This is a genomic window from Psychrobacter sp. P2G3 (genome assembly GCF_001593285.1).
Taxonomy (GTDB): Bacteria; Pseudomonadota; Gammaproteobacteria; order Pseudomonadales; family Moraxellaceae; genus Psychrobacter.
On the sequence record NZ_CP012529.1, the window covers coordinates 2,477,499 to 2,490,624 of the forward strand.

Genomic DNA, 13,126 nt, shown 5'->3' on the forward strand with positions numbered 1-13,126 from the left:
ATTTTTCTTTTATGGACTTTTAACAAAAGAATTCGATGTAGTAGAATCAAAGTTAATCCATACTATTTAAACAGCGTCTAGCTCATATACTATCGCAATTTGGCAAGAATAACCGTACAAAAACAGTGAGCACGCGTAAGATTGTTAAAGTTTGCCAGAGAATTGATAGCGATCGCCTGCATGCCACATCTTGACAAAGGTCAGTACCTTCCCTGCCGAATAAGTCTGACGACGTAGAACTAACGTCGGTGACTGCGGTGCAATCTGTAGGGCATCAGCGATCTCATCAGGTGCTGCTAAGGCTCGAATGGTATAGTTACCGCGCTCAAGTGGGCTTTCAGCAATGAGATAGTCGCTGGTATTCACCACGCTAAAATCTTGCTCAATGAACTCTGGTACTTTTGTCGCATCCACCCAACGCTCTTCAAACTGTATCGGCTGACCGTCAGCGAAATGAATGATTTTTACTTCATATAAAACAGCTGGCTCAGTGCTATTAGTATTGCTATCAGTGTCCTTTGAATCATCACCCTTAGAATTAGAAGATACAACTGCTTCATCAATACCAAATTTACGGCGCATCTCATCATCTAACATGCTCGCGGTAATAGCGCGTTTGCTCACCACTTGTGCCTGATAATCGCGATTGGCTGATTTTAAATCTTGAGCGATATTGCGCACTTCTACAAAGGTATGATTGAACTGCTGCTGTGCGACAAATGTCCCCGACCCTTGCCGACGCTCTAATACCCGCTCTTCGCTTAATTCTTTTAAGGCGCGGTTTACTGTCATTCGCGATACGCCAAACTCTTCCGCCAACGCCATTTCGGTAGAGATAGCTTCGCCCGCCTGCCATTTTCCAGAATGGATATTATCCAATATTGCGTTTTTAATCCGCTGATATGCTGGAACTGTTTTTGTCATGTCACTCTTCACCTTTGTCATGCTCATCTTTAACCGTCGACTTCAACTATACAGGTATGCAGCTATAAAAGTGCTGACATAATATCATGACAGTTATCATAATCACCATGAGAACAGCCTATCAAACAAAGCAACTTCATAAATAATTTAACTATTTATAAAAAAATGCTTGCATGAAAAAATAATCTTTGATAATTTGTATATACAACTTATTAACAATACCAAATAATGTTAATAGTAAATCGTATAAATAATCACAAGGACATGATCATGACTACCGATAATGGAATGAGCAACAACGGAACCAGCAACAATAATGAATTTACGCGTCGTGATGAGAGTCGTAATATTGCTGCGCCGACTGGCAGTACGCTCAATTGCAAAAGCTGGCTGACCGAAGCGCCTTATCGCATGCTGCAAAACAACCTACACCCTGATGTGGCCGAAAACCCAAAAAGCTTGGTTGTGTATGGCGGTATCGGACGTGCAGCCCGTAACTGGGAAAGCTATGATCAAATACTCGCGTCACTCAAAGAATTAGAAGACGATGAGACCTTATTAGTGCAATCAGGCAAACCAGTTGGCGTCTTTCAAACTCATGAAAATGCGCCACGTGTGTTGATTGCCAACTCCAACCTTGTCCCGCGCTGGGCAACGTGGGAGCATTTCAATGAGCTTGATCGCAAAGACCTATTTATGTACGGCCAAATGACTGCCGGTAGCTGGATTTATATCGGCACTCAAGGCATCGTCCAAGGCACTTATGAAACTTTTGTTGAAGCCGGTCGCCAGCATTATGATGGCAGCTGGGCAGGACGTTGGATTTTGACCGCTGGTCTTGGTGGTATGGGCGGCGCGCAACCACTAGCTGCGACCTTTGCTGGTGCGACTTCTCTAAATATCGAATGCCAGCAGTCTAGTATTGATTTCCGTTTGCGTACTGGTTACGTCGATAAGCAAGCAGACGATCTTGACCATGCTTATGAGCTGATTAAACAACATACGGACGCGGGTGAAGCCGTCTCAATCGCGCTACTTGGTAATGCGGCGGATATCTTGCCTGAGATGGTTAAGCGTGCCAATGCAGGCGAGATAAAACCTGATTTGGTCACTGACCAAACCTCCGCTCATGACTTAATCAATGGCTACTTGCCAAGTGGCTGGACAGTTGAAGAATGGAAAGCGGCACAAGAAAATCCGGACCAACATGCCGCATTAACCAAAGATGCCGCCGCGTCTTGTGCCGTACACGTGCAGGCCATGCTAGATCTACAAGAAATGGGTATCCCAACGACTGATTATGGTAATAACATTCGTCAAGTTGCCTTTGATGAAGGGGTGAAAAATGCCTTTAATTTCCCGGGTTTTGTCCCTGCTTATATTCGCCCGCTGTTTTGCCAAGGCAAAGGCCCATTCCGCTGGGTAGCATTATCAGGTGATCCAGAAGATATCTACAAAACCGATCAAAAAATTAAAGAGCTGTTCCCTGAAAATCAGCATATTCATCGCTGGCTAGACATGGCAAAAGAACGCATTCAGTTTCAAGGCTTGCCAGCGCGTATCTGCTGGTTAGGTCTTGGTGAACGTGATAAAGCAGGCTTAGCCTTTAACGAAATGGTCAAAAGCGGTGAATTAAAAGGTCCTATCGTTATCGGTCGTGACCATTTGGATACTGGCTCTGTTGCCAGCCCCAACCGCGAAACAGAAAGTATGAAAGATGGCTCAGATGCGGTATCTGACTGGGCGTTATTAAACGGCATGCTCAATGTCGCAGGCGGCGCCACTTGGGTGTCATTACATCATGGCGGCGGTGTTGGCATGGGTTACTCGCAGCACTCTGGCATGGTCATCGTCGCTGACGGCACAGATGCGGCTGCCAAGCGCTTAGCAAGAGTACTGGTCAATGATTGCGGCTCAGGTGTGATGCGTCATGCAGATGCAGGCTATGAGCTGGCTATCAAAACAGCGAAAGACTATGGCTTAAATCTACCGATGATTAAATAGCTTGCCCTTGTCCTTATATGCCCAAATGATATAAGGACATCATCAACACTTTATCAAGGACGATAATATGTCTGAACGTGATATTTTGCCCCCAGGCAGCTCCGTGCCTAGAACGCCTCTAGACAGTCCAGCACCTGCTAGCCCGCCGCCTGAAAAGCTGCTGTCCAAACCTGTAGCGCTAATACAGCTAATCGTATTTAGTGCTATTGGTCTGGTGATGTTCTTTGTGCCCTTCACTATTGGTGAAAAGAGCACTATTTTATTTGATCACGGGGCAACTTATCTAGTCACTCAGCAGCACACCCTTGCGGTATTTTTACTGTTTTTACTGATGATTTATGGTGTTGGCAAACCCATTTACGATGGTTCATGGCGTAAAAATATCACCAATATGATATTAACCGCCTTTAAGATTATCGGGCTGGTACTCGCCATCATGTATATCACTGATATGGCGCCTGCTATCATCATGGAAAAGGACATGTTGCCGTTTTTGTTTGAAAAACTGGCATTACCAGTCGGCATGATTGTCCCTATTGGCGCATTAATCCTCGCTTTTTTGCTCGGTTTTGGCTTGCTGGAGATGTTTGGAGTACTCATGCAGCCTATTATGAAGCCAATTTGGAAAACACCCGGCTCATCAGCGATTGATGCGGTCGCCTCTTTTGTTGGCAGTTACTCTATTGGGCTGCTCATTACCAATCGGGTCTTTCTGCAAAATCAATATTCGGTTCGTGAAGCCATCATTATTGCTACTGGTTTTTCTACGGTGTCGGCAGCGTTTATGGTCATCGTTGCTAAGACCCTTGGTCTAATGGAATTTTGGAATCTGTTTTTTTGGTCGACACTGATTATTACCTTTATCGTCACCGCCATTAGTGCACGTATTCCACCTATTCGAGGTTTTGATGATAGCGCCAGCCGTCCAGACTTAGAAAACCAACAAGGCAATCGTTTAGCAGCAGCTTATCATTTAGGACTGGCTACTTCGCGCCGTGCGACTGACCTCAAACAAATTATGTGGTCGAACTTTCGCGATGGGGTGACGATGGCGGCAGCGATTGTACCCTCGATTATTGCGGTAGGGTTAACGGGTTTATTACTAGCCAAATATACGCCTGTCTTTGATGCCTTGGGCTTGCTCTTGTATCCATTCACTTGGGTAACCGGTATGCCTGAGCCACTAGTTGCTGCCAAAGGCATGTCAGCGGGACTGGCTGAAATGTTTTTGCCTGCCCTCTTGCTAACGGAAGCTGAGGTCTTGACCCGCTATGTAGCAGGAGTTGTTTCGATTAGTAGCGTGCTGTTCTTTTCAGCGATGATTCCTTGTGTATTGGCAACTGAAATTCCGCTGTCAGTACCTAAGATGGTCATTATTTGGTTTGAGCGAGTGGTACTTAGCATTCTAATCGCTGCGCCTTTTGGACATTTAGCGATATATTTGGGCTGGATCAGTTAGACCGACTGAAACGAGCAGGATTGGTTAAGAAAATTTAAACAGCATAGCTTTTAACGGTTTATAAACAACAAAGCATAAACTAAAATGTATAGACAACAAAAAATATAATTAATATAGCTCATAAAATTAGGATGAATCGCATGACTGATATCAAAAAACTAACACTACACCCACGCCAATTAAGCTTCGAGATGTTGCGCGATATTTATGAGCAACCTGTCATATTGACGCTACCCGACAGTGCTTATGAGGCGATAGATGCCTCGCATGAAGATGTACGTACCATCATTGCGCGTGATAAGAGCGCTTATGGCATCAATACCGGTTTTGGCCTATTAGCAAAAACCCGCATCAGTGATGATCAGCTTGAGCTACTGCAGCGTAACCTTATCGTTTCTCACTCGGTGGGTACTGGTGAGGCGCTACCGGACAACGTGGTCAGGCTAATTATGGTGATGAAAGTTGCCAGTTTAGCGCAAGGCGTCTCTGGTGTACGTCGCGCTGTGGTCGATAGCTTACTTGGCTTAATCAACAATCAAATTACCCCAAACATTCCTGCCAAAGGCTCCGTTGGGGCATCTGGTGACTTAGCACCTTTATCGCATATGACGCTGGCGATGATGGGCGAAGGCGATGTCTATGTTGACGGCAAAAAAATACCCGCTGCTGATGCATTAGCGCAACATGGTCTTGAGCCCATTACCCTAGCAGCCAAAGAAGGGCTCGCTCTTATTAATGGTACTCAGGTCTCAACCGCATTGGCATTGCGTGGTTATTTCTTAGCACGGGACTTACTTGAGACAGCAACCATCGTCGGCTCCATGTCTATCGATGCCGCCAAAGGCTCAGATGCTCCATTTGATGCGCGTATTCATGAAGTGCGTGGTCATCATGGGCAAATTGAAATTGCTAAAGCGCATCGCCAGCTGATTAAAGGCAGTGCTATCCGCGCCTCGCATGATGGCGAACAGGACGATAGAGTACAAGACCCTTATTGCTTACGCTGTCAGCCACAAGTCATGGGTGCTTGCCTTGATATCATCAACCAAGCAGGAAAAACCTTATTAATTGAATCTAATGCGGTGACCGATAACCCACTTATCTTCACTAACGATGATGGCCCAGTTGCTATCTCAGGTGGTAACTTCCATGCCGAGCCAGTTGCCTTTGCCGCAGACATTTTAGCCTTGGCAATTGCTGAGATTGGTTCTATGTCTGAGCGCCGTGTGGCTTTATTGATTGATGCAACCTTGTCAGGCGGCTTACCACCATTCTTGGTGGATAATGCGGGAGTGAACTCAGGCTTTATGATTGCCCATGTCACCGCAGCGGCACTCGCCTCAGAGAACAAATCTATCGCCCATCCTGGCAGTGTCGATAGCATTCCAACTTCTGCCAACCAAGAAGACCACGTATCGATGGCAACCTATTGTGCGCGCCGCCTATACGAGATGGCGCAAAATACCGCCACCATTATCGGTATTGAGTTATTGGCTGCTGGTCAAGGTATCGACTTCCATCGTGGACTAGATACCTCGGAAGCGTTGAAAACAGCACATCAAAAACTACGCGATCAAGTGACTTTTTACGACAAAGATCGCTACCTAGCGCCTGATATTGAAGCAGCAAAACAACTAGTATTAGATGGCACGCTCACCGAATATTGGCAGTCACTGCGCAGCGATTGGTATGAGTCTAAATAGGAAAGTTTTATATATATAAAACCCACTCTCAACCATCTAGCTTTATTGGCGTAGGCAATACTAAATTGAGAGTCAGGTTTTATATTATGAAAGGAGGTCAAAAGTGACAATAGCCGTTAGCCACACTGCAGCTGATATGAGTCGGTGGACAGGACGTGCAGAGCCGTTTGAGTCTGCGCGCGCCCGCTACTGGTATCAAATAGCTCAGCCTTATGCCTTTGATAGCACCAGTCAGCAAAATGGTCAGCGCATTGGACTGGTCGGTTTTGCTTGTGATCAAGGCGTCAGACGTAATCAAGGACGCGTGGGTGCACGAGCTGCGCCGCCCTTGATTCGTCAGGCATTTGCGGCGCTGCCGGTCATCGCTGAGTTACAACAACGCTTTGATGGTCAATTGCCGACTCTACTAGGTGATGCTGGTGATATCGATTGTCATGATAATGATGATTTTGCCGAGCGTACCCTTGAGCAAGCCCAAGTAACCTATGCAGATAAAGTAAGTCACATTATCCAGGAAGGCGGTCTACCTATCGGGCTTGGTGGTGGTCATGCCATTGCTTATGGCAGCTTTTTAGGATTATGGCAGGCGCTGTCATCAAAAGCCGATCAGCCTACTAATGACGTTAGCAATGTCAAAAACTATTTTGAAAATGATGTCGAAAGCAATGTTGAAAATAAGGTAAGCACAATGCCTAGCATCGGGGTGATTAACTTTGACGCTCATCTAGATATTCGCCAATCTGATGTCGCCACGTCTGGTACGCCATTTCGTCAAATTGCCGAGCACCTTGACGCACAAGGTCAACCATTTCACTATTGCTGTATCGGCGTCAGTCGGTTTTCCAACACTGCCGCGCTCTTCGACCGTGCTGAGCAGTTGGGCGTACACATTATCAGTGACGAAGATTGCACCAATAAGAAATGGAAAAAAATTGCTGCTCAAATAGAAAATTTTATCAATGAAGTTGATGTGGTCTACTTAACCATTGATATGGATTGCTTGCCATCGAGCATCGTACCTGGTGTCAGTGCGCCAGCCGCCTATGGTATTAACTTGGCATTCGTTGAGCGCGCGGTCAAACTTATCATGGCGTCAAACAAAGTAAGAATGGCTGATATTGCCGAGATTAACCCGATCTTTGATGTTGATGGACGCAGCTGCAAAGTTGCCGCTCGCCTATTAGCGACTATTATCGAGCAGCATTTACTTTTAGTATAAATAAATCGATACAGAATAAAAGTGTTATGAATATTTATACAAGTGACTGGGATGAATTTTGCGAAGCCTTTGTCTCGCTTGCGCACAACAAGCGAGTAAAATTTGTACCAGTCACGCTATAACATTTTTAAAATAAACCAACCATACAAGGCTACTGAAGTAAATTTTGCACATCCTCTGTCAGCAGCCCCACAGCAAGAAGAGTTTTTACCAACGACACAATGTCTATTTTAAAGTGAACGGACTATGGATGGCTGCACTAAATCTATACTAATAAGTAGGAGCACATCATGACTAATACAACAAACGGTACAGACCAAATGCCTATAAACAACTCCACTTTGACATCATTTGACAACATTATTATCAATGCCAATCTCGCCACCTTTTCAGAGCAATACGGGTTTGATATTTATAATGACAACCAAGAAAAAAACACTCCTTACGGTCAGTTAGAAAACACTGCTATCGGTATCAAAGACGGCAAAATTGCATGGGTTGGTACGCATGAGCAAATAAAGCCGCATCTTACTCATTATAAAAGCGATCAAATCAAAGACGTTGAGGGTAACTGGGTCACGCCTGGACTCATCGATTGTCATACCCATATCGTTTATGGCGGTAACCGCAGCAACGAGTTCGAAGCGCGATTGCAAGGTGCCAGTTATCAAGATATCGCGGCACAAGGTGGCGGCATTGTCTCAACAGTTAGCTCTACCCGCGCGGCTAATGAGGAAGAATTGTTTGCGCAAAGTGAAAAACGCCTGCTCGCGCTCATCAAAGAAGGCGTGACCAGTATTGAAATCAAATCTGGCTATGGGCTGGACTTAGACACTGAGCGCAAAATGCTAAAAGTCGCTCGCGCGCTCGGCGACAAACACAACATTCATGTCAGCACCACTTATCTGGCTGCCCATGCGCTACCTCCGGAGTATAAAGACTGTGCGGATGAGTATATTGAGCAAGTTTGTCAGTGGTTGCCAATCTTGCATAGCGAGGGTTTGGTCGATGCGGTCGATGGCTTCTGCGAAAACATCGCCTTTACTGCTGAGCAAATTAAGCGCGTCTTTGAAGTTGCTCGTTCGTTAGGCTTGCCAGTTAAGTTGCATTCTGAGCAGCTCTCAAACATAGGCGCTAGTGCTTTGGTAGCAGAATACCAAGGACTATCAAGCGACCATCTTGAGCACTTAGTAGAAGACGATATTAAAAAAATGGCCGCAAGCAACACGGTAGCGGTGCTACTGCCGGGTGCTTTTTATACGCTACGTGATACCAAACTGCCACCGATTGAAGAATTGCGTAAACACCAAGTTCCGATTGCCGTTTCAACAGATTGTAACCCCGGTACTTCGCCACTCACCTCGCTGTTATTAGCGATGAATATGGGCTGTACATTATTTTATCTCACTACTGAAGAAGTATTGGCAGGAGCGACCGTTCATGCGGCACAAGCGTTAGGTCTAGCCAACAAAGGCAAAATAGAAGTGGGTTACGATGCAGATTTGGCATTATGGGATATCGCTCGCCCTGCTGACCTTGCTTATCAAATGGGGCTAAATCCTATCGCAGGTGTTATGGTTCAAGGTAAATGGCGCGAGACGGTATAGCGAATTACCATAAACATTTATCATTAAAAAAGCCCCAATGATTGATTGGGGCTTTTGATGGGAGCTGCTAAATTGCTATCACATATCAGTCTATTCGTTATTGACTAAAAATGAATAACTAAATTTTATTGTCGAAATTATAACTCTACTGCGGTCATATCTGGCACAGCGTCTATATCTTCGATTGAATTTTCAAATACAGTACCTGTTTCGGCATCGATATTTAGTTCAACAATTTGATCAGCCTTTAGTACTTTAACTTCGTAGTAGGTCTGATGATCAGCATAATCATTATCATTTTCGAATTCAATTTCTAAGACACGACCACTGGTTTGTTTTTCCGCAGTATTGATAGCATCCATAATCTTGATTTTTGCTTGCTGCTGAACTTCATAACTATCGACATCATCTTTATCTAAATTTTCGGTTTCAGACTTTACGACTTTGCCAGTTATAGCATCAACTTTGATTTCATAACCAGTGGTATTAGTACTGAATTCCAGCTCATAGACACCGCCATCACCCTCAGCATCGCTGTCATTTTCATCAAACTCTGCGCTGATTAAAGTACCGGAAGCTTCTTTGCTCGCCGTAGTAATCGCCTGCTTTAGGCTAATTTTCGCTGTTTGAGCAGCACTCACTTCGTCAGTATGATTAGCAGCACTAACAGCTGTACTCACTACACCTGCGCTCAATGCTAAAGTTAGACAAGCGCCCAATGTAGTCAGTTGCAATTTTTTAATAATATTACTCATATCTCTTTATCCTTATAGCCATTATGGAATTGCTTTTATGATACGGATATATAAGGATAAACATGAGACAAAAAGGTAGCGTAATGTAGCACTAATGTACTGTAAAACATTGTCTAATAATTACCTTTTTTCTATGACTATCATATACTTAGGTAATGCTATTGCAGTAGAAATAAGGTATAATGTTATTCCGTTTTTTATAATGTTACTTCACCTTTTTAGGTCATTTAAGCCTCTATGCTAAATACGTCCCACCTAACAGACTTACTATACGATAATACTTATCACTCTTTAACGGGCGTTGATTTTGACATTATTGCTGATTTTGATACTTCTGGTTTTGATACTGAGTCGGCCTTGGCTTTTGCAAGCTTACCGCTTATCATTCAAGAGCAAATGTTGCAGAGTAAACGGATTGTATTGATAGCAAATAACCCTTCAATAGATACAGCGAGCTTAGAGGCGCTGTTGCAGCTGACAGATATGCTAGTTTTGTTCAATGACTTTATTCATGCTGATTTTTTTGCTCATCACCCTAGCGCTAAAGATCTACCAAAACTGTTATTTTTTAGAAAAATCGGCGACAGTTTATTGCATTTTGGCATGCCGCCGCGTAGTAACAACTTAACTGCAATGCTAGATATGGCAAAGCATGCACCACTTGGCATCTTGTTTGGGAATGCTGACTACCAGTTTCCATTACCAGCTGACGACCCTAGCCCTAATGATGATCCGATAACAGCCAGCCGAGTATTAAAGATTCCAGAACTGCTAAATCATTTATTGCATAGCGATGAGCATTGTCGCGTGCTATCAGATCAGCATAGCGTGGTGGCAGATTATCCTATTTTTGCTGATATCCATTCATCAGCGCCGACCTCAGGGTTTCTGTTATATCGGCTATTATTAGCGGCGCGCTTACATGTGCAGCAGCGACAAAACGCTGCGACTCCGCTATCGATAGTCATGTTGGGCTTTAATAATGATGATAAAACAGCGCACTTTTGGGATGGGCATAATTGGGCGTTTGAAAGACAAGAGCTTGCGACGCCGCCTAATAGCGTCGAGATTATCCGTCAGTATTAATACATCAGCACTAACGAATCAGTGTTAATAAAACAGAGCCTCTACATCATTTAGATATACAGCATACTAAACATAAGGCGCATCCGGATAATGAGCCGCTCTAATCTCGACTTCACTTGGCTGTCGATTGATAGCAATCGGTACTGTCTGCGTATCTTGCCAGTTAATCAATTGCAACTGCGCAAACTCTGCTAACCATACTGACATCGGCCAATGTTGCCATTTTTCATAAAAGCGATTGGCATTGATAACGATACTATCTAAATGATTAAGCGGCGGTCTATAGACACTATGCTGTTGATGGTAAATCACATCATCAGTTAAGTAAAAATCGATATTCAACGCACGCGCCATAAAAGCAAAATCCGTATCTTCAGCGCCGTAGCCGACATAATCCGTATCAAAGCCACCAATTTTCTCAAATTGACGGCGCATGATCGCAAAGCAAAGACTCCAAAATGCACCATAATCTTGCGTCTGTTTAATAGACTTATCTTGATGCTGCAAATCAAAGTTATCCCGATAAGGGTTAAATACGGACAGCTTGTCTAGATAATCGGCTGCTAATTTACCTTGTTGTAGCTGACTACCCTCATCATCGGTTAAAGGACGCATCAGATAACGCGGTTGACCCATCAGTAAGGCTTTGGAATGTGCTTGGAGTTTATAATGTAGCTGCTCAATAAAGGTTGGGGCGACGATACAATCTACATCCAAGAAAACCATGGCGTCATACGTGGCGCGCGCGGCTCCAAGGTTACGGTTACGACCAATATCAAATGATGCGCTACTTGCTAATCCATCCTCAGTCGCTGTAGTCGTTGCTATCTTAATAATATTTAAATCGTACTCTGCTAGACGTTCATGCTCAGCATCGTCATTAACGATAATAATTTCTGCTGGTTTGACACTACCCTGCGACAAACTACTGAGTAGATTGTAGAGGTGTCGATTGCGTCCATAGCAGGTAGTAATGACGCTTAAAGGCACGCTAACGGGAGTAGTGGCATGAATGGCGTCTTGCGCTTTGGTTATCGTTGTCATAGAAATATTTGCTCTTATTATCTTTCAGGTTTTATACCTAGCTGCGGCAATAACCATTCCTCAAACCAAGCTTTAACGGAAGTATAGTCAGCGAAACTATCCATAAATTCTTGCGCTAGCATATTAGCTTGGTTACCCGTCAAAGCAGTCTTATCAGTGTTGATTGATTCATTGATAACTGATTCGTTGTTAATTGACTTATTGTTAACTGATAAAAAAGACGGTATATCCTGACTACCCAAACTTGAAATTTGAGCGATAAACTGCGGCCAACTTAAAGCACGGCCTTGCTCAATCAGTGCCTCTGCCATGACTTCCTGCTCACGATGCGGACGCTCATCTGGTAATACCACAAGCGGCGTCGCATAGTCATAGGCTTGCGCAATACCGTTCAAACCACAAGCCATCAAAAGCAGGTCACTATAGGCAATAAATGACGTTACATCATCTACGTGCGCAGCAATATCGACATAATCACGTGCCTCGTCGTTAATAGGTCCAAGCGATATAATCAATGCATTGGGTAATGCACGGCGCAGCTGTAGCAGCTTGGCATCAATAGCATCGTGACCACCATAGCCCTTAATGACGGTAACAATACTACCTTCGTTGGCATTATCTTCAGCTGATTTATTGACAGCGTCTAAACGCGAGTAAAGTCGCTCATGAATAGTATTATCAGTAGTGAGCGTCATGAGCTTATTTATAAAGGCGGTAAACGTTAACAGCTCATCCGTCTTATTGGGCATGAAATCAAGATATAGCGTTTTTTGGCGTACCCAGTCCGGCGTTGCTGGCGCTTCAAGCGCCTTTGGATAAGGAGCTAATAATCCCAGCGCGCCAGCAAAGGCATTCAAATGTGGCATATCATCGCGCTCGCCTGCCAGCTTTACATATAAGTAAGGCACACTAGCAGCGCGGCATAGCATGGCAACTTCGGCGCTCACATCGATAATCATTAGGTCAATCTGACGCTGACGGATCTCATCGAGTAGCTGCCAGCTACGCGTCTGCACATGACGATTACCTACTGGCGAGTAATGCAAACTACTTGGCTGCCAATATTTTCCAGCTCGTCCTGGCAGTACATCTTCTGGCAGCTGATCCTCAGCGCTTAAACGTACGATTTGCTCATCAGTTATCGTACTAAAGCGATAACCATCAATAGGTAAACTGGTAAACACCGTCATCTGATCGCGTAACTCGAGCGGCAATAATGCAGCCAATTTATCTGCTTGGCGGCAGTGACCTGAACCATGATGATGGGCATAATAGCCAATACGCATAAAAGATGTCCTAGAACTTACTTATTGAGAAATGACAAT

10 protein-coding genes are annotated in these 13,126 nt (G+C 44.3%); 6 read left to right on the forward strand and 4 right to left on the reverse strand.

Features of this window, described 5'->3' with window-relative positions; genetic code table 11:
• Positions 1-144: 144 nt before the first annotated feature.
• Positions 145-924: a UTRA domain-containing protein gene (locus AK823_RS10015; RefSeq protein WP_227514056.1), complete on the reverse strand. Its 780-nt coding sequence runs from the start codon at positions 922-924 to the stop codon at positions 145-147.
• A 288-nt stretch (positions 925-1,212) separates the two neighbouring features.
• On the opposite strand from AK823_RS10015, the gene hutU reads away from it, so the two are divergent.
• The 5 genes from hutU to hutI all read left to right on the forward strand — a co-directional run bounded on the left by hutU (position 1,213) and on the right by hutI (position 8,916).
• Positions 1,213-2,928 carry a urocanate hydratase gene (gene hutU, locus AK823_RS10020; RefSeq protein WP_203226612.1) on the forward strand — a complete coding sequence of 572 codons (1,716 nt, stop codon included), beginning with the start codon at positions 1,213-1,215 and terminating at the stop codon, positions 2,926-2,928.
• 67 nt (positions 2,929-2,995) lie between these two features.
• A complete protein-coding gene (locus tag AK823_RS10025; protein ID WP_068328768.1) occupies positions 2,996-4,387 on the forward strand; it encodes a YjiH family protein in 1,392 nt (463 codons plus the stop codon).
• A gap of 140 nt (positions 4,388-4,527) precedes the next feature.
• Complete coding sequence (hutH, locus tag AK823_RS10030; protein WP_068328771.1) at positions 4,528-6,090, forward strand: histidine ammonia-lyase; 1,563 nt, start codon at positions 4,528-4,530, stop codon at positions 6,088-6,090.
• A 136-nt stretch (positions 6,091-6,226) separates the two neighbouring features.
• Complete coding sequence (locus AK823_RS10035; RefSeq protein ID WP_068330285.1) at positions 6,227-7,309, forward strand: formimidoylglutamase; 1,083 nt, start codon at positions 6,227-6,229, stop codon at positions 7,307-7,309.
• Positions 7,310-7,599: 290 nt separating this feature from the next.
• Entirely contained in the window at positions 7,600-8,916 is a 1,317-nt protein-coding gene (gene hutI / locus AK823_RS10040; protein WP_068328774.1) for an imidazolonepropionase, read from the forward strand.
• Between the two features lie 137 nt (positions 8,917-9,053).
• Here hutI and AK823_RS10045 read toward each other — a convergent pair whose 3' ends face one another.
• Positions 9,054-9,671 carry a PepSY domain-containing protein gene (locus tag AK823_RS10045; protein ID WP_068328777.1) on the reverse strand — a complete coding sequence of 206 codons (618 nt, stop codon included), beginning with the start codon at positions 9,669-9,671 and terminating at the stop codon, positions 9,054-9,056.
• Between the two features lie 237 nt (positions 9,672-9,908).
• On the opposite strand from AK823_RS10045, the gene AK823_RS10050 reads away from it, so the two are divergent.
• Complete coding sequence (locus tag AK823_RS10050; protein ID WP_068328780.1) at positions 9,909-10,757, forward strand: hypothetical protein; 849 nt, start codon at positions 9,909-9,911, stop codon at positions 10,755-10,757.
• 66 nt (positions 10,758-10,823) lie between these two features.
• Here the strand turns inward: AK823_RS10050 and AK823_RS10055 are convergent, their stop codons facing one another.
• Both AK823_RS10055 and AK823_RS10060 read right to left on the reverse strand, forming a co-directional pair.
• Complete coding sequence (locus AK823_RS10055; RefSeq protein WP_068328783.1) at positions 10,824-11,801, reverse strand: glycosyltransferase family 2 protein; 978 nt, start codon at positions 11,799-11,801, stop codon at positions 10,824-10,826.
• Positions 11,802-11,818: 17 nt separating this feature from the next.
• Entirely contained in the window at positions 11,819-13,087 is a 1,269-nt protein-coding gene (locus AK823_RS10060) for a hypothetical protein (RefSeq protein WP_068328785.1), read from the reverse strand.
• Positions 13,088-13,126 lie beyond the last annotated feature (39 nt).